Origin of the sequence: Shinella sp. HZN7, from assembly GCF_001652565.1 — a bacterium.
GTDB lineage: Bacteria > Pseudomonadota > Alphaproteobacteria > Rhizobiales > Rhizobiaceae > Shinella > Shinella granuli.
Genome location: NZ_CP015742.1, coordinates 130,972 through 147,896, shown reverse-complemented (window position 1 = coordinate 147,896; position 16,925 = coordinate 130,972). Strand labels below are relative to the sequence as shown.

General features: G+C 61.0%; 14 protein-coding genes and 1 pseudogene. 11 read left to right on the top strand and 4 right to left on the bottom strand.

Annotated features, from left to right (window positions below; all coding sequences use genetic code 11):
- Nucleotides 1–150: 150 nt before the first annotated feature.
- The 4 genes from shn_RS37280 to shn_RS37495 all read left to right on the top strand — a co-directional run bounded on the left by shn_RS37280 (nucleotide 151) and on the right by shn_RS37495 (nucleotide 2,702).
- Complete coding sequence (locus shn_RS37280; protein WP_064334468.1) at nucleotides 151–603, top strand: ParB/Srx family N-terminal domain-containing protein; 453 nt, start codon at nucleotides 151–153, stop codon at nucleotides 601–603.
- A 149-nt stretch (nucleotides 604–752) separates the two neighbouring features.
- Entirely contained in the window at nucleotides 753–1,691 is a 939-nt protein-coding gene (locus tag shn_RS37275; RefSeq protein WP_245337535.1) for a hypothetical protein, read from the top strand.
- A complete protein-coding gene (locus shn_RS31585) occupies nucleotides 1,672–1,977 on the top strand; it encodes a hypothetical protein (protein ID WP_168169009.1) in 306 nt (101 codons plus the stop codon). The genes shn_RS37275 and shn_RS31585 overlap by 20 nt, the downstream gene beginning before the upstream one ends.
- Nucleotides 1,978–2,570: 593 nt before the next feature.
- Nucleotides 2,571–2,702 (top strand): hypothetical protein, encoded by a 132-nt coding sequence (locus tag shn_RS37495; protein ID WP_256388542.1) that lies wholly within the window; start codon nucleotides 2,571–2,573, stop codon nucleotides 2,700–2,702.
- Between the two features lie 831 nt (nucleotides 2,703–3,533).
- On the opposite strand, the pseudogene shn_RS31580 reads toward shn_RS37495, so the two are convergent.
- Nucleotides 3,534–4,554: pseudogene (locus shn_RS31580) on the bottom strand (IS110 family transposase).
- A 193-nt stretch (nucleotides 4,555–4,747) separates the two neighbouring features.
- On the opposite strand from shn_RS31580, the gene shn_RS36685 reads away from it, so the two are divergent.
- The 5 genes from shn_RS36685 to repC all read left to right on the top strand — a co-directional run bounded on the left by shn_RS36685 (nucleotide 4,748) and on the right by repC (nucleotide 9,232).
- Nucleotides 4,748–4,909, top strand: a complete 162-nt coding sequence (locus tag shn_RS36685; RefSeq protein ID WP_168169008.1) for a hypothetical protein — start codon at nucleotides 4,748–4,750, stop codon at nucleotides 4,907–4,909.
- 17 nt (nucleotides 4,910–4,926) lie between these two features.
- Nucleotides 4,927–5,148: a hypothetical protein gene (locus tag shn_RS31575; RefSeq protein WP_064334466.1), complete on the top strand. Its 222-nt coding sequence runs from the start codon at nucleotides 4,927–4,929 to the stop codon at nucleotides 5,146–5,148.
- A 500-nt stretch (nucleotides 5,149–5,648) separates the two neighbouring features.
- The gene (repA, locus tag shn_RS31570; protein ID WP_245337534.1) at nucleotides 5,649–6,812 is read left to right on the top strand and encodes a plasmid partitioning protein RepA; all 1,164 of its coding nucleotides are present in this window, start codon (nucleotides 5,649–5,651) and stop codon (nucleotides 6,810–6,812) included.
- Complete coding sequence (gene repB / locus shn_RS31565; RefSeq protein WP_245337533.1) at nucleotides 6,809–7,816, top strand: plasmid partitioning protein RepB; 1,008 nt, start codon at nucleotides 6,809–6,811, stop codon at nucleotides 7,814–7,816. Before repA ends, repB begins: the two co-directional genes overlap by 4 nt.
- A gap of 198 nt (nucleotides 7,817–8,014) precedes the next feature.
- On the top strand, nucleotides 8,015–9,232 hold the full coding sequence (gene repC, locus shn_RS31560; protein ID WP_064334464.1) for a plasmid replication protein RepC: 1,218 nt from the start codon (nucleotides 8,015–8,017) through the stop codon (nucleotides 9,230–9,232).
- 20 nt (nucleotides 9,233–9,252) lie between these two features.
- Here repC and shn_RS31555 read toward each other — a convergent pair whose 3' ends face one another.
- Together shn_RS31555 and shn_RS31550 are read right to left on the bottom strand one after the other, a co-directional pair.
- A complete protein-coding gene (locus shn_RS31555; RefSeq protein WP_064334463.1) occupies nucleotides 9,253–9,630 on the bottom strand; it encodes a hypothetical protein in 378 nt (125 codons plus the stop codon).
- Nucleotides 9,627–10,352 carry a ParA family protein gene (locus shn_RS31550; protein WP_084438701.1) on the bottom strand — a complete coding sequence of 242 codons (726 nt, stop codon included), beginning with the start codon at nucleotides 10,350–10,352 and terminating at the stop codon, nucleotides 9,627–9,629. The genes shn_RS31555 and shn_RS31550 overlap by 4 nt, the downstream gene beginning before the upstream one ends.
- A gap of 332 nt (nucleotides 10,353–10,684) precedes the next feature.
- Between shn_RS31550 and shn_RS31545 the strand changes: the two genes are divergently transcribed.
- Nucleotides 10,685–11,155 carry a plasmid mobilization relaxosome protein MobC gene (locus tag shn_RS31545; RefSeq protein ID WP_064334461.1) on the top strand — a complete coding sequence of 157 codons (471 nt, stop codon included), beginning with the start codon at nucleotides 10,685–10,687 and terminating at the stop codon, nucleotides 11,153–11,155.
- Nucleotides 11,145–13,721: a relaxase/mobilization nuclease domain-containing protein gene (locus shn_RS31540; RefSeq protein WP_084438700.1), complete on the top strand. Its 2,577-nt coding sequence runs from the start codon at nucleotides 11,145–11,147 to the stop codon at nucleotides 13,719–13,721. Before shn_RS31545 ends, shn_RS31540 begins: the two co-directional genes overlap by 11 nt.
- A 156-nt stretch (nucleotides 13,722–13,877) precedes the next feature.
- Here the strand turns inward: shn_RS31540 and shn_RS31535 are convergent, their stop codons facing one another.
- A complete protein-coding gene (locus tag shn_RS31535) occupies nucleotides 13,878–16,853 on the bottom strand; it encodes a Tn3 family transposase (protein ID WP_064334459.1) in 2,976 nt (991 codons plus the stop codon).
- Between the last annotated feature and the right edge of the window lie 72 nt (nucleotides 16,854–16,925).

The following is a 16,925-nucleotide window of genomic DNA, read 5'->3' as shown; positions in this document are numbered from 1 at the left end:
CCAAGGGGCTTCCCCTGCGGGAAACGGGAAACCACGGAGACCGAAAATGACCGATACCATGCAGCAACCGAAACCATCATGGTCCTCTGAACAAGCTGGACCGCGACCCCCTGAACGTGCGCAAGACCTACACCAGGAAGGCATCGAGGGATGGCCGCTACCATTCGCGGCGACGGCTACCGCATCCTGCAAAACCTCATCATCCGCAAGGGAGACAAGCGCGGGCGCTTCTATGTCATTGCGGGCGGCCGACGCATTGCCGCCCTCAACCTTCTGGCCGAGGCAGGCGAGATTTCCAAGGACTTCCCGGTCGAATGCAAGGAGCGCAGCGCTGAAGAGGCGACGGAAATCAGCCTAATCGAGAATTTGCAGCGCGAAGCCATGCATCCGGTCGATGAGTACGAGGCATTCCGCGTCATGGCCGACGCCGGGAAGTCCGTCGAGGACATCGCCGCCCGCTTCGGCACCACCGAAGTCATGGTGCGCAAGCGCCTCGCCCTGGGCCGTGTCGCCCCTGACCTGCTTGAACTTTACCGCAGCGAGGACATGACCTTTCAGCAGCTCACGCCTTCACCGTGTCCGACGACCACGAAAAGCAGGTGAACGTCTGGAACAACCTGCGGCCCCCCATAACCGGGACAGCCAGACCATCCGCGACGTGTTGCAGGAGGCGGCGGTCAAGGTGAATGACAAGCGCATCAAGTTCATCGGCGGGATCGACGTCTACGAGGCGGCAGGCGGTTCCGTCAAACGTGATCTTTTCGACACGAAAGAACAGCGGCTTCGCCCTCGATGCCGGCCTCGTCGAAAAGCTGGTGGCGGACAAGCTCGACGCCGAGGGCGAAAAGCTTCGCGTGGAAGGCTGGAAGTGGGTGGAACCCGCCAAGACGGTTCCGAACGACGCGAACTATATGCGCCGCGTTTATCCGCATCAGGTGGAGTTGACGGAGGAGGAGCAGGCCGAGGTCGACCTGTTGGAAGCCGAAAACGACGACCTCGCGGCGGAAATCGAAGCGGGTGAGGCCGACGAGAACGCCGAGCCGCGCGTTGAAGCCATTCAGGCGAGGCTGGCGGTTCTGTTGGCGGCGCGGGAAGCCTATAGCGCCGCCGATACCGCCAAGGCCGGTTGCTATGTTGCCATGGACTATTACGGCAATGTCGAAATCGAGCGAGGCCTTGTCCGCCCCGACGATGAGGATAAGGAAGAGGAGGAAAGCGACGAAAAGGACGAATGCGATACCGATGAGAGCGAGGATGGCGGCAGCACGGTTACCCCTCACCCTGAACCGAGCTATGAGCGGCCCTTCAAGCTTCCCGAGCCGATGGTCAAGGAACTGACCGCGCAGAAGACTGCCGCCATCCGGGCCGAGCTTGCGCACAATCCGGACGTCGCCCTCGCGGCGGTGGTGCATGCCATGCTCGTGAACCTCTTCGGCAGCTATGGCAGCAACGAGCATACGTGCCTTGAAATGACGGTGAAGAGCGAAGCGCTCAAAACCAGCATTGCCGACCCGGCGGCATGCAAGGGCATCGTGCGCTGGACAAACTCAAGGAAAACTAGGCCACACCATTCCCGGCAATCCGGGCGATCTCATGGATTGGTGCCTCGAACAGCCGACGTCAACGCTTCTCGACTTGCTGGCCTATGCGGCTGCAAAGTCGGTGAACGCGGTGAAGTCGGGCTACCTTGAACGGAAGGTGCAGCGCGCCATGCGACCGGCTGGCACAGGCCTCAAGATCGACATGACGCGTTGGTACGAGCCGACCGGCGAAAACTACTTCGCCCGGATCAGCAAGACCGGCATCAAGCAGGCGATCACCGAGGCCAAAGGCGAGGACGCCGCACTCGGCGTTACCGGCATGTCGAAAGCCGACGCGGTGGACCTTGCCGAGCGGAGGATTGCCGGAACCGGATGGCTCCCGAATTGGTGCGGATCGCCTCCACCGCAGAGCAGGAGCGCGAACGGCTGGCAGTAGCCAACGCCGCGATGACGGCGAATGCCCGTTCGACATCGATGAAAAGCCGGTGACGAACGGCGAGACGTTCCCGAAGCAGCCGAGTAATCGGTTGCGGCAGGTCGCGCCAGTCTCCGGCGCGGCCTGCACCTTTCGCTGAATTTCCCCAAAACCAGCCGCGACGAGACGCCGGGCATCGCCCCGGCGATTGGCGAAGTGCGCCCTGCGGCCACCCGGACAGGTGATCCCATGACCTCCCCCGTCTCAATTCCATCGTCAAGCTGTTTGAGACCTGCCGCTACAAGCACGATCTCTACACCGTTTTTGGCGACTGGTGCGAATGCTCCGCCATATCCATGAGCAATGCCGTCGATCTGGTGAATTCCAGACACGCGAAGCGCGCTATCTGGAAATTGCCCGGAAATACGGGAGCGAGACCGTGGGACGTTCTCGAAAATATTCGGGAGGTGGTCATGGCGCTGGAGGAAAAGCCGCAAGACATATTGGCATGACGTTTCACGCGCTCGAATTGCACAACAAGGCGAGGGGCAATTCTTCACGCCTTATCCAATCTGCCAGTTGATGGCCCGGATCACCGCCGGAGTGCAGAGGACATGCAGAAGGTGATTGCGGAACGCGGTTTCATGCTTGCGCAGGAACCCGCCGTGGGGAGCGGAGCGATGATCATTGCGCTGACGAGGCCATCCTTGAAGCGGGCTTCAATTATCAGCAGCTTCTCCATGTGACCGCCGTGGACATCGACCCGCGCGCTGTCCACATGCCTATATCCAATTCTCGCTCCTCCACATACCGGCGACCGTCATCGTGGGCGACAGCCTGGCCATGCGGTTCCGGGAGGAATGGCACACGATGGCCCATGTCATGGGCGGGTGGTCGCCAAGCTGCGGCACGCACGGAAAACGGGGAAGGGCGGAGAAGGGGCTATTCCTGTTGCCGCGCCGCACCGGGCTGCGGTGGTCGCTGCTGTCCCCGCCGCATCGAGACATGGGCCAGACGCCCCGTCATCGAGAGGAATGGGCAACTGCGCCTGTTCTAGCCGCAAGGTACAGGCTAGAAGCTCCGACCGGATTGACCGGCCGGAGCTTCTTTGAGAGGGGGCTGGCCGGCCCCTCTCAATCTCTCCCCATGAGGGAGCAGGGCAGAGCCCCGCCCCTTCAAACCCCACCATGGAGGGGGTGGTCCACCCCTCCAAACCTCCCCGGCCCATGCGGTCGCGGCCCCTGGTCGGGGCCGCGGGCTCATCTCTCTCTGACTTCCCATTTTCGCATTCGCCCCTGCGCCGTAAAGGACGAGCGGTTCCCCCATGTGTGGACGGCCCGTGGAATGCAAGACTTTTGTTTGTGAGCGACCAATTAGGTTCAGTCATGTGTCCGGCCTATAATCGTGGCATCAACGCCACTGGCCCTGATGAGATCCGCAGACGGAGAGCCAATCAAATTGTCGCGCTCGAGGCGCTGGGGGAACCCCGGCTTTCTCCGTCCCCGGTCTAACCGGTTCGCCATCAAACTAAGTCCTCCACTCCTCCATCCGGCCACACGCGGGCCGAACAGATCTTTTCAGGCGGTGGCAAAACGATAGTTTTCCCTCCGCCTGAGTATTGCCCATGCAATGCGCGCGGTCTTGTTTGCGATCGCTACCGAGACCAGCTTGGCGGGCTTGCGATCTAACAAGCGAGCGATCCAGGGAAATGACGCAGCGTCAAGACGGGCTCTGCGCACGACGGCGGTGGCGCCGACTACCAACAATCGTCGGATTGTGCGATCGCCTTGTTTGCTGATCCGGCCAAGCCTCTCTTTCCCACCGCTACTGTTTTGTCGTGGGGTCAATCCAAGCAAGCTGCGAACTGACGGCCAGATTTGAACTCGGTGGCGTCGCCGACCGAAGCAGCGATCGCCGCTGCCGTTAGGAAACCGACGCCGGGAATGGTCATCAAACGCCGGGCAGCCGCTTCGTTGCGGCACCACCGCAGTATAATGCGATCGAGTTCAGCAATCTTGTGGGTCAGTTCCTCCAATTGTTTCCTTATGTGTTCGAACGGTTGCCAGGAGGGCTCTGGTAGGAATTCCTGGGCAGCGCTGAGCGCTTCAATTGCCGCTCTCAAGCCTAATCTTCCTTGCGACGTAACAATCCCGAATTCCGCAAGATGCCCACGCAAGCGTTGATAAGAGCGGTCCGCTGCCGCACCAGCAGATCCCGTGTCTTATGCTGCATCAGGAGTGCCTGACGCTCACAGCTCTTCACGGGAACGAAACGCATCGTAGGACGGGTCACTGCTTCGCAAATCGCCTCGGCATCCGCTGCATCATTCTTGCCGCGCTTGACGTAGGGCTTAACATACGCTGGCGGCATCAGCTTGACCTCGAAGCCCAGGCGGCCGAGTTCACGAGCCCAATAGTGTGACGTCGAACATGCCTCCATGCCGACAAGGCAGCGTGGCAGGTGCTCGAAGAATTGCAGAAGCTGATTCCGGCGGAGCTGGCGGCGGATAATGATGTCGCCGGCTTCGTCGACAGCATGTAGCTGGAAAACATTCTTGGCCAGATCGAGGCCGATAACACTTATCTTCTCAAAAGCCATGACGTGGTTCCTTGTCCGAATTGTGCGGGCTGAGAATAGCACCTTTGCGCTGAGGTCTCGGAGGGCCGTCCACATCATCAAAATGCTGACGCATTTCGGCTCCCCCACTCGCCGCGTCCCGCGGTCGCTTCGCGCTCCTTGACTGCTTGGGTCGCCAATGCGGGTCCTTTTCGTCAACGAAAAGGAGCTTGTTATGCTTAACATCGACTACTTGAAACTTTATGCCGATGCCTCGGGCCTGCGGGTCATGCTGCTGGCCAATCGGCTGGGCTGCGAGACCGAAACGGAGCGGGTGCTTCACGACTGGGTGGTGGAGCATCTCGATCGTTTCATTGATTTCACCCGTAAGGTCTGAGCATCGAGCGGCAGATAATGGTTGAGCCGGATGACGACCGGGTTGCCGATCTGGGCGAATATCTCTTCGGCTACCGAGACATCTACGAAAATGGCTGGTGCGAGGAAGATGGATACGATTTCTGGGCTTTCGTTCCGCCGGAAAGCGTTGAGTTTTCCCGGATCCTCCAGGAAATTCACCGCATCCTGAGAATCGCAATCCCGGGATGGGGCTTGGTGCTTCCAGCCGACGAGGCATGAGACGCAGTCGAGAGGCGGCAGGCGCCGCCTCTCGACTTTGCCTCTGCAAGGGAGCCGAGCCGGCCGGATTGACCGGCCGGCTCGGCTGATGAAAGAGGGGCAAGCCCTCCTCCAAGCCTCCTCCCCAAGGGAAGGGCAAGCCCCTCCCTTGAACCCTCCCATGGGGAAAGGGGACGGTTCCCTCCTCCCTTTCCCCAAACCCCTTTCCCTCTCCCGGGTTGTCAACTCACATCGATGCCGCGGGATGTCCTTGTTTTCCAGGCGGTTTAGCGAGTTGCCACATGGCAACTTTATGCGGCCGAAGCTCGTCCGAACGCACACTGAAAGTTCTCGCAGCGTTCCACAAATCCCGTTAAGGTTTTGTTAACCCAATTTTCCTTGCCAACGATTGCGACTCGGCGCATTGTCGCCTACGACTTATTCGCCAACTTTGGAGAATTTTCGTAGTTATGTTGAAGGCTCGTAGTCAAGCCGCCGTGACAGAGGCACCAAAGCCGCTGATGACCGATGTCATCGCGGGCGACGGTGCAGCACTTTCCGAAGAGCTGCTTGCCATGCGCAAAGCGCTTTTCCCGCCGGTCTCGAAGAAAACACTTCGGTCATTTTCCTCCGTGGAATCTGCCAAGCTCATCGGAATCGGCGACGCCTACCTTCGTCAGCTTTCCTTGGGCGGTAAGGGGCCTCAGCCCAATATCGGCTCTGGCGGCAGACGATGGTACAGCCTGGAGCAGATTAACGAGATTCGCGCTGTCCTGGATGAAAATTCCAAGAGCAAGAACTACATTCCTCGGCGTCGACCGGGCGAGCATTGCCAGGTCATGGCCGTCGTCAATTTCAAGGGCGGGAGTGGGAAGACGACCACTGCTGCGCATCTCGCGCAGTATCTTGCTCTGCAAGGATATCGGGTTCTTGCTGTTGACCTCGATCCGCAGGCCTCAATGACCGCACTGCACGGATATCAGCCTGAATACGATATCGAAGCGAACGAGACCATGTATGCGGCAATTCGTTACGACGAAAAGCGGCGACCCCTCTCGGAGATCATCAAGCCTACCTACTTCACCGGGCTCGATCTGATTCCCGGTAATCTGGAGCTGATGGAATATGAACACGACACTCCGCGAGCGCTCGCCGAGCGTTCCACGGAGCCGTTTTTCGGACGTGTTGCATCCGCGCTAGGTTCGGTCGAAGACAGATACGATGTAATGGTGCTCGACTGCCCGCCGCAACTCGGCTTTCTGACACTCGGCGCGCTTTGCGCATCCACTGGATTGCTGATCACCGCCCATCCACAAATGCTGGATGTCATGTCGATGTGCCAATTCCTCCTCATGACATCCGACCTCCTCGGCGTGGTGCAGGACGCCGGCGGTGATCTCGACTACGACTTCATCCGCTATGTCGTTACGCGCTATGAGCCTTCAGACGGCCCCCAGGCGCAGATGGTCGGCTTCATGCGGTCGCTGTTCCGCGAACGGGTGCTCACCAACACGATGTTGAAATCGACGGCGATTTCCGACGCTGGTTTGTCGAAGCAGACCCTCTACGAGGTCGGCCGCGAGAATTTTGCCAAGGCGACATATGACAGAGCGATCGAGTCGCTCGACGCTGTAAACGGGGAAATCGAGAGCCTGATGAAGCAGGCTTGGGGGAGGGGGACGTGAGCCGCAAGGATACGCTCAAAGCCATGCTTTCCAGGCGAGACAGCGAGTTGCCACATGGCAACTCCGAAGTCGAAGTGCAGGAAGCGGAAACGACTCCGGAGAAGAAACTTCAGCACATCCGATCCGGCGCAGTTGGCGCGATGGGCCGGTCCCTCGGCAATATCGTGAGTGCGGCTGATCAGGCGCGTGCTCTTATCGCAGAGGGAGCAGCAGTCGTCGATATTTCCCCGGAGAAGATCGACAGCTCATTTGTGGCCGATCGTCTCCCGGATGATGGTGAGGGGTTTAAGGAGCTGCTTGAGGCTATCCGCCAATCCGGCCAGAGAAGCCCGGTCCTGTTGCGACCGCATCCCGAAAAGGCGGATCGATACCAGGCCGTCTTTGGTCACCGGCGTGTGCGTGTTGCGGCAACGCTCGGTCGCCCGGTCAAAGCGGTCGTGCAAAACCTTTCCGACGAAGAGCTGGTTGTTGCTCAAGGTCAGGAGAACGCTTCGCGGACCGACCTTAGCTATATCGAGCGCGGCTTGTTTGCTGTTGCGCTCGAAGAGCGAGGCTTCGACCGCCAAGTCATCATGTCGGCGTTGGGGATGGAGAAAACCCAACTCTCGAAACTCATGAGTGTAGCCCATTCCGTGCCCAGGCCGATCATCGAAGCGATCGGGCCGGCGCCGAAAGCCGGGCGGCCGCGTTGGATGGGACTGGCTGAGAAGCTTGCGGCAAGCAAGCCGAAGGCGCTTGACGCTCTCCTTCAGAGCCGTGAATTCCGCGCGGCTGACACCGATGACCGCTTTGCACAGGTGATGGATGCACTGACGGCAAAGCGCAAAGCGGCCAAATCCGAGACAATTAAATCAGAGAGCGGGCAGAAACTCGCGACCGTGCAGCGATCTGCCAAGGCTCTCAATGTTAGCTTCGACGAAAAGACTTCGCCGGCTTTCGGCGATTTTGTGATCGGCAAACTTGAGCAGCTTCATCGCGAATTTCAGGCGTCGATGGAGAGCTGACTGGTTTTTGTCTTTTGACGTAGGACTGGATGGAAAGGATCAAACCGCAAAAGAAAAAGGCCCCCAAACGGTAAACCGTGGAAGCCTTCCTCGTATTCTGTAGCAAGATCGAGAATCGCATTTCCACGAATCACAGTCAAGAGTCTTTGGCACCGTTTTGGTGAGCAGATTTCTTTTGCCCTTTGAAAGGTGAAGGAAATGCAGACAGGACGTGTAACGACGCCCCATGGGCGGCGGCCGATGACGCTTGCCCTGGTAAAGGGCCAGCTCGAAACGGCCGATCGCGGCCCGAGCAAGGCGGTGAGCAAATGGAAAGTCTTCAACGATATTGGCGAGGCGAAGGATGTCTTCGGTCTGCAGGACCGGTCGATTACGCTGCTGCAGGCGCTCTTGAGCTTCTATCCGAGCGACGAGCTATCCGATGAGAATGGCGGCCTAGTGGTGTTCCCGTCGAACAACCAGTTGTCCCTGCGCGCTCATGGCATCGCCGGCACGACCTTGCGTCGGCATCTCGCCGCGCTTGTAGACGCCGGATTGATCGAACGCCGCGATAGCCCGAACGGCAAACGCTATGCGCACCGTGGAAGGGGAGGGGAGATCGAGGCCGCATTCGGCTTCAGCCTAGGTCCCCTACTGGCTCGTGCCGCCGAGATCGCGAACCTCGCGCAGCAGGTTGCTGCCGAGCGTCTCCGTTTCAAGCGCGCGAAAGAGGCGCTGTCGCTTTGCCGGCGTGACGTCCGCAAGCTCATCTCCGCCGCAATGGAAGAGGGTGCAGACGGCGATTGGGCGACGATCGAAGCCATGTTCATTAGCCTCGTGGAACGCCTCCCGCGCTCTCCGCGCCGCGAAGACGTCGATGCCGTGCTCGAAGAAATGGAGCTTTTGCGCGAGGAAATCATCAACCGCTTGGAAATTCAAGTAAAAGCGGAAAAAACGGACGTCAATGACAACCATGACGGACGTCACATACAGAATTCAAAACCCGAATCCTTCCATGATCTTGAACCTAGCTCTGAAAAAGAGCAGGGCGAGATGCCGAGCCAGAAACCGAAACGGATCACCGAGCCGCTGAAGGCTTTCCCCTTACCCATGGTGCTGAAGGCGTGCCCGCGGATCGCCGATTACACATCGGGCGGCCGGATCGAGAGCTGGCGCGACCTGATGGCGGCCGCCGTCGTGATCCGGTCGATGCTGGGGGTTAGCCCGTCGGCCTATCAGGAGGCATGCGAGGTGATGGGGCCTGAAAACGCCGCGGTTGCCATAGCCTGCATCCTTGAGCGGGCCGAGCACATCAAATCGGCGGGCGGATATCTCCGCGATCTCACGCGCAAGGCGGTGCGCGGCGAATTCGGCCTCGGGCCGATGCTGATGGCCGCGCTCAGGGCGAATGGCGAAGGCGAGAAGCGAAGCGCATGATCGCCTGCTTCCCGCCAGGGTCAGGAAATGTCGGGTATTCGGTCGGCGATCTTCACAAGATAGTCGTCGATGGCCTCCTCGATGTAGCTGTTGAACTTGCGGCGCTCGATTGCGGCGAGGATCTTCAGCTTCTTGTGGACCTCGGCGCGGATATGGATGCCGGTCGTCACTTTCTCGGTATCGCGGAAGCGCTTGCCGGCGATGGGATCACGGCTTTCGCCCTTGGCGACCAGGTCACGGAACTGCGTCCGGCCGGCCGGTTGCTTTGACGATGCTTCATCACCATCGGTTTTCTCCGGGGGAGGGGAGGCGGCGGGCTTTTCGCGCACGGAAGGTCGATCGCGACCGGTCGAGATCAGCCCGAGCACGAGGTTCTTGCTATCCGATGGCTCGCTCATTGCTTCGCCTCGGCCGAGTTCGACCTGTAGAGGGTAAGCAGCTCACCGAGGAGTGTTTCCATCTCGGCAATCGCTTTGGGATCGGATTTGGCGACGGTCTGCAGCGTGCCAGCGGCGCCGATCGACTGATAGGAGGCACGCCGCGCGATCGGCTGGGATGCGAGCGCAACACCGCTCTCCCGCAGGATTTCGCGGAGCGGCTCATGGGCTTTGGCGCGGCCGGTGACCAGATCGTGCTGGTTGATGACGATCATCGCCGGCAGCTTGCGCTTCTGATCTTCCTCGACCACCGGAATATGGTTCAGCGCGAGCTGCATACCGGCGACCACATCATCCTGGGTGGTTTGCAGCGGGATCAGCACGATGTCGGCGCAGTAGAGCCCGGCGAACAGGTTTTCGTTCGTCGTTCCCTCGATATCGACAAAGACGATCTTGCCTTCCTCCTGGCGCTGCAACGCCATCTTGTAAATCTGGTTCGGCTCAAGGCAGCTTTCCGCCTCCAGCCGGTCCGGCCAGACATTCATCTGTTTCGACATCGTGACCCAACGCATCGTGTTGGCTCGGCTGTCGGCATCGATGAGGAAGACGTCATTGCCGGCATGGGCGGCGGTTCCTGACAGCGCCCGGACGAGCGTGGTCTTTCCGGTCCCGCCCTTCGGGTTGGCGATGGTGACAATCATGGTGGCTCCTTCATTCAATATATTTAATTCTAATGCCCTCATTTAGCAACGAAATCGTTGCCAGTTGTTCGTTGACCATTGATGATTGACGATTGATGACTGCCCACCGACAACGGGCAACGGTGAACGGGCAATCATTAATCGACCGTTGATAATGAGCAATTGCCCGTTGGTAACTAACCGTTTTTTATGGGTAATTGCCAATTAACCGCGATGGCACTGTTAACCACAGCGCGGGTAATGGGCAATTGTTCATGGGGAGAGGCTTTGAGAGAGGCGCCGGTCGTGTCGGCTGGGTCAAGAGCGCCTGTCTGATTGGTCCTGTATCTGAAGAATAAAATATAGTTTAGTTTTCTGTGGCAGGATAGTCAAGTTTGTGGTACAAACTCGACGTCGCCCCGCCTCCGGCAGGGCAGTGGTTCGCGCCTCTGGCGCTCTGGGTCGCCTCCGGCAACCTGGCAAGCGGGAAGGAAGACATGCGGAGCGAGGTGGTGAGGGTCCGACTGCAGCCGGAAGAGCGCGAGGCGCTCGCCGTGCTTTGCGGGGAGGGGCGCACCGCCAGCGACGTCATCCGGCAGCTGTTTCGTGATCGGGCCGGCCTTCCGCTTCCGGTTGGGCCGGCGGAGGCGGATGCCCTGCGGGGCACGAACGAGGAACTTCGGCGCATCGGCATCAACCTCAACCAGGCGGTCCGGGCGATGAACGAGGGTCGCGTCGGATATGAACCTAATCTGGACGCGGCGTTGCGCAGCCTCCTCGAAGGTGTGTTCCGGCTGCGCGCCGACGTCGACCTGATGTTGCGGATCAGCCGCAAGGAGCGGAGGGGAACTGGTCGTGGCGCATGACTGGTCCGGACTGCTTGGCGAGATCGAGGCTTTTTCCGCCCGCCGTGCCGTTTCCCTTTTAGACGAGGATGAGGAATTGCGCCGTCGGCGCGCAATCGGAACCGCCATGTCAGGCGAGGAGCCGCAGCGCCGCTTCGTAGCCAAGGGCATCGCCAGCAAGGCGAGCCGTAGCGCCGTCTCGACAAGCGAGCCGACGATCGCCTCAATCCTGCAGGCACCGCGGTCATCGCATCAGGGCGTCATTGCGCTGGTCGGGGCTTTGGACGCCAGCGGCGAGCGGTTGGATGACGAGGAGCTGAAGAAGTCCGCCGGCGGGGGAGGGGGCGGGGCGTCCTTCGCGGCTGCGCCTCTTGCTGCTCGTGCTGTGAGGGCACGAGGAGCAGCGAGGGATAGGACCAGCGCGGAAACGGCGAGCCGAGCAGCGATCGCCGCCGGTGGCCAGCCGGTGGTGATCAAGGTGACGTCGACCGTATCGAGCCGGGGGTCGGCTGCGGGCCTGATGACCTATCTCGGAACGCGGGAAGTCGAGAATGAGAACGGCGAGAAGCGTAAGGTCGATATCTCGATTTACGATCAGGATGGCATTGCGATCACGAACCGGGACGAGCGGGCGGCCGCGCTCGCGGAATGGGGCGCGGATTTCCGTGAGGCCTATGCGGTCAACGCGCTCGCGACCTTCTCCATCACCCTTTCCGATGAGGTCGACGGTGCTGCGCTTCACGATGCGCTGAACGCGGCCTTCGGCTCGAAGCCTTTCCTCTATTCCCGGCATCCGGACGGCAAGGTTTCGGTCTTTGCTGTGACCGACCTGCCGGCGAAGCGGATCGCCGGCGCGCTGAGGGCGCGCGAGAAGGGCGAGGGGCGGGCGCGCGCGGTCGAAAATGCAGAGTCCGTTTTCATGCGCCGGCTGGCCGACGCTGGTGTCTCGGCCGATGTCCGCATTCTCGGCGCGGCCGTTTCCGAAAAATCCGGCCGCTACTTCCTGGAGAAGTTCCTGCGCACCGAAAAGGCCGTCACCAGCAGCGAAGGCGATCCGGTCAAGCGCGGTTCCAGCGTCAAGGAGAGGGCCGATGGCATCTGGCGGGCCTGGTCCTCGCATATTCGCACTGTCGAGCCACGCAACGCTTTCCATATCATCTTCTCCGCTCGGGCCGGGACCGACCGGCAAGCGATGACGCGCGCCGTGCGGGATTTCCTCAGCGAGCAGGTTGCCGGGCATCGCTGGATCACCGCCCATCACCCCGATACCGGGCACGTCCACGTCCATGCGATGATCTCGGCGCGCGACGATGTTGGCAAGGCGCTGCGGCTGACCAAGGCGGAGCTGTACGAATGGCGCGAGCGGTTTGCGGCAAAGGCGCGGGAGCAGGGCATCGCCATGGTCGCCACCCGGCGCGCGGATGTGGCGGCCACGCGGCCCTATAGCCAGGCGCAGGCCGGCGCCTATGAACGAGGCAGACAGGACCCTCGCTATCTCAAGACGACGGCTGTCACCAATCGCGTCGAGCGCAAGCGCGCCGGCGTCGTCGATGGTGCCTCACTCTCCAATGGCAACCTGGCGCTTGCCCCGAAATGGCAGGCGACCGCGAGCGCCCTGCAGCGGGCCGGCGCGGAGCCTTCCGTGATTGCGGCGGCCGACCGGTTCGCAGCCGCGGCGACCGCGCAAGCACCGCAAGCTGCTGCGCGCGTCACCGGCTTCGTCCTGCTCCGGTTGGACGTCGAACAGGCCATGGAACGTGAGACGATGGCGGTGATTGTCGAGGGGGCCGTCGGTGTAGAGGCCAAGTTGATTTCCTCCGAGGGGAAATCCGTCCAGGTCCTGGCGCCCACGACCGCGAGCGTCAGCAAGATCGAGCGCGAGCTGGCCAAGCAGAACGACGAGTTTGGCCCCGGTCCCGAGACGCGTTCCGTCGCCGAAGATATTCAGGCGCGGTTGCTGGCGCATGGATTGCGCGCCTCCGTCGTCGTCGAGGCAGCCGGCTCCGCGAAGCATGGTGCGCCGTCGCCTTGGCTGCAGAAGAAATTCGATGCCTTGGCCGAGCGGTCCGCCGCGTCGCCGGACGAGCCGTTGGCGGAATTCAAATCCCTGATCGCAACGATTCAACAGCAGAAGGAAAAGGCCATGCCCCTATCGTTGGAACAGTTCGACGAGCGCGTCTCTCGCGCGAACAAGTCCATGGACCGTCTGGAGACGATGGTCGACAGCAGCGCAGAGCGTCAGGCGGTTGAGGAGATGCGCAAGGAAATATCCGCGCTGTTCGAAGAGCAGCGCCGTGACATCCAGATGCAGCAGATGCGATCGGTCAACGATACCGCGGGGGCAGGGGGCACGTCGCCGGCGGCGCGCGTCGACGAGGCGCGTATCCAGGATCGGCCAGCGCCGGCGACCGTCGATCCCGCGATCGCCGCCCAGCAGCAGGCAATTGCCGCGGGCCGGGCTTCACGTGCGGCACGGGAGCAGGCTGGTGCGTCGAAGGCTGCGCAGGACGAGCAGCGCCAGCAGATCCTCCGGCAGGCGGAACAGGAACGTCAGCGCGGCAACGATCGGGACGGGGCAGAGCGGTAGGCTCGCTTCCCTATTCCTGCATCAGGCCATCGAAGACCTCCAGCAGCGCATCGACGATGGCCTGGCCTAGCGCATTGGCCGAGGCGGCGATCTCTTCCTGGGGTCAGGACAAGAGCAGTTCGAAATCCTGCGCTAAGCTCGAACGGAGCATGAACATCACGCGGCTCGGAGAATCTGTCCGGGAACACGCAATGGCCTGAAGCCCTCTGGCATCTGCTGCTCGGTGTCCCACGAATAGATGCCGGTGAGGTTTATGTGTTCCCAACTGAGCGGCGAGATGTGCTTGAGCAATTCGTCAGGGACATGACGACCTTGTTGCCGCAGGTGGGCAACGGCGCGGCTGAGATAGACGGTGTTCCAGTAGACAATTGCGCTGACGACGAGATTGAGGCCGGATGCCCGGAATGCCTGGCTGTCATAGGAGCGGTCGCGGATTTCGCCGCGCTCATGGAAGAAGACGGCGCGCTTGAGCTTGTGGGCAGCTTCGCCCTTGTTGAGCCCGGCCTGACACCGCTTGCGCAATGCCGGACTGGAATACCATTCGATCATGAACAGCGTGCGCTCGATGCGGCCGATCTCGCGCAGCGCCCTGGCCAGATCATTGGATTTCGATGAGGCGGATAGCGTTTTGAGGATCGCCGACGGAGCGACGGTGCGCGTTGTGATAGAGGCAGCCAGGCGCAGAAGCTCATCCCAATGTTCAAGGATTAGCGCAGTGTTGATCGGCGCGCCGATGTGGTTGGCCAGCGCCGGGTAGGCGTCGCCCTTCTCGAAGGTGTGGAACTTCCGGTCCTTGATGTTGCGCAGCCGGGGCGCGAATCGTTTGCCGATCAGGGCGAACAGCGCAAAGACATGATCGCTGGCGCCGCCGGTATCGGTGAACAGTTCTTCGATCTCGAGGATCGTGTCGTGGTCGAACAGGCCGTCGAGCACATAGACGGCCTCGCTCTCGGTCGGGCTGATCGGCAGGATGCTGAAGTAGCCGTATTGATCGGAGAGGCCGCTGTAGAATTTCGTGCCGGGCTCGCTGCCATAGTGCAGATTGATGTCGCCGCGCCTGGCGGCCCGATCACTGGCGCGAAAGAACTGCCCGTCGGACGATGCCGTTGTTCCGTCACCCCAGAGCAACGAATGGGGATGACGCGTATGGGCATCGGTCACGCAAGCCTGCGCGGCTCGGTATGTTTCGGAGCGGGCATGGAAGCTGCGCATCCAGCCGATCTGATGAGCGCTGATCCCCTTCGACGCTCCCGCCATTCGCTTCGGGCCGAGATTCGTACCATCGGCGAGCACGCCGGCCAGCATGGCGGAGATGTTCTGCGGCGCATCTGAAGTGCGGACATGCGTGAACTGATCAGCGAAAGCCGTCCAGTCATGCACCTCCCGCAGCAAATCGGGGACGTCGACCAGGGGGTACATCTCGCTGATTTCAGCATTGAGGGCGGCCGCAGCGGCCGGAACATCGCTGGCGCGCGGCGTCACGATCAGGATGCCGTTTTCCAACCTCACGCCGTCGAGCTTTCCGTAGCGGGCACGCCAGGCCAGCCGTTTGAGGTTGAAGTCCATCATCTGCCGGACCTCGGCGAGCCAGGCCGCGCCGTCGCTCTGGACGCCAAGGCCGAGCTTGTTGTCTTCCTTCAGGGCTGTGAAGGCCGGTTTCGGCATCAGATGTTCGTCAATCGGTCTGAACGAGCGGCTGCCCTCGACCCAAATGTCCCGCGAACGGAGCCGATCACGCAAGAGAGCAAATGTGGCGATCTCGTAGAGCGATCGAACCGGCCGCCCGCTCTCGAATATCCGTTCGCGATCCGCTTTTGCCAGATGGGCAACCGGAACGCGATCAGGCAATACACGCCGTCCTTCCGCATAGAGCGCTTTAATGACCTCGATCGCGGCAAGCAGCGGATCATTCCGGCGACGCGACTGGAAAGCAAATGTCTGGAGAAAGGCGCCGGCATATTTGCGAACGTTCGCATGTTGCTCCGCCGCCATCATCAAGGGCGACACGTCATTATTCTCCACCATTGCTTCCAGGCCGGGTTTGACCTGGAGCAGCCGATGCCAACCGACCCGCTGGTCCAGCATCTCCATGGGATCCGCTTCCTCTTCGTTGGCGGCCTGCAAAGCCACGATCGTGTCGAGAAACAGCCGCAACGCCTTCGATGTTTCCAGCCGCGCGTTCATATGGCGCTGCTTCTTGCGGTTGTTGGCCTGGGAGAACAGCCGGCCCATCAGCTTGATGAACATCATCACCGCATCGTCGGTGAGCTTCTGCCCGAGCTTGATCAACTGCGCTACGATCGTTGCACGCCGCCGGCTGGCGCTGAAGTCGCCGGCCAGCCAGGCTGGCGTGGCGTCGCCCTCACGGATCATCTGATCCCATCGCCCGGACGGGATTCGCGCCTGCAAACGTGGATCGATCCCCAGCGTGCGCAGGAACGCGATGCGTTCCGTCAACCCAACCAGATTGCCGGCTCCCGGTGCATCCGGGGTCGAGCGCAGCCAATGATAGCGCGTCTGACGGATCGCCGGGTCAACCTCCAACAGACGGTCTAGGGTTCGCAGCTTTTCTGGATCGAGATCCGAGATCAGGGCGTGTTCGGCACGCCGTCGAGCAACAGCACGGCCCGCCAGCCCCATGCGCTCGATCATGTTCGGCGCGGGCAGCAGAACCCGATGCTCCCGGAAAGTGGCGATGATGGCCTTTGCAATCATTGCCCCCTTGTCAGTGCCCGAAGCCGCTTCGATTGCCGCCAACAAGGCTGCGCGCCGATTCTCGGCCGTAGGGCTCCTCATGTCCAGATAGCTCAGCAAGTGAGCGGCATGGTTCATGCGCGTCTCTTCCCGGCGAGCGTACAGATCAAATGACGCCGGATCGGCCCCGATCTGCTCGGCAACATAGTTGAGCATCGCCTTGGGCGGGATCTCGCCGGCCATGAGTGCGCGCCCCGGATAACGCATAAGGCAGAGCTGCATCGCAAAGCCGAGCCGATTATGCTCACGCCTGCGGACCTCGATCTCGAGCCGGTCGGCAGGCGATAGGGAATAATGGCGGATCAGGCTTTCCTCATCGGTTGGGATGTCGAAAAGCTCTCGTCGATCCTGGGGTTTGAGAAGGGTCCGTTTCGCCATTGCCGTTCCTGCGCGTTGCGAGCCAAAGACCTTGCCTCTGTCCAGAAAGGTCCGTTTCCGTACAGGGGAGAA

Excerpts from the sequence above, each read along its gene's own strand:
- shn_RS36685 (WP_168169008.1), top strand. The coding sequence starts at position 4,748 with ATGCTTAACATCGACTACTTGAAACTTTATGCCGATGCCTCGGGCCTG.
- shn_RS31550 (WP_084438701.1), bottom strand. The coding sequence starts at position 10,352 with ATGAGGGCATTAGAATTAAATATATTGAATGAAGGAGCCACCATGATT.
- repA (WP_245337534.1), top strand. The coding sequence starts at position 5,649 with ATGACCGATGTCATCGCGGGCGACGGTGCAGCACTTTCCGAAGAGCTG.
- shn_RS31575 (WP_064334466.1), top strand. The coding sequence starts at position 4,927 with ATGGTTGAGCCGGATGACGACCGGGTTGCCGATCTGGGCGAATATCTC.
- shn_RS31535 (WP_064334459.1), bottom strand. The coding sequence starts at position 16,853 with ATGGCGAAACGGACCCTTCTCAAACCCCAGGATCGACGAGAGCTTTTC.
- shn_RS37495 (WP_256388542.1), top strand. The coding sequence starts at position 2,571 with ATGCAGAAGGTGATTGCGGAACGCGGTTTCATGCTTGCGCAGGAACCC.
- shn_RS31555 (WP_064334463.1), bottom strand. The coding sequence starts at position 9,630 with ATGAGCGAGCCATCGGATAGCAAGAACCTCGTGCTCGGGCTGATCTCG.
- repC (WP_064334464.1), top strand. The coding sequence starts at position 8,015 with ATGCAGACAGGACGTGTAACGACGCCCCATGGGCGGCGGCCGATGACG.
- shn_RS37280 (WP_064334468.1), top strand. The coding sequence starts at position 151 with ATGGCCGCTACCATTCGCGGCGACGGCTACCGCATCCTGCAAAACCTC.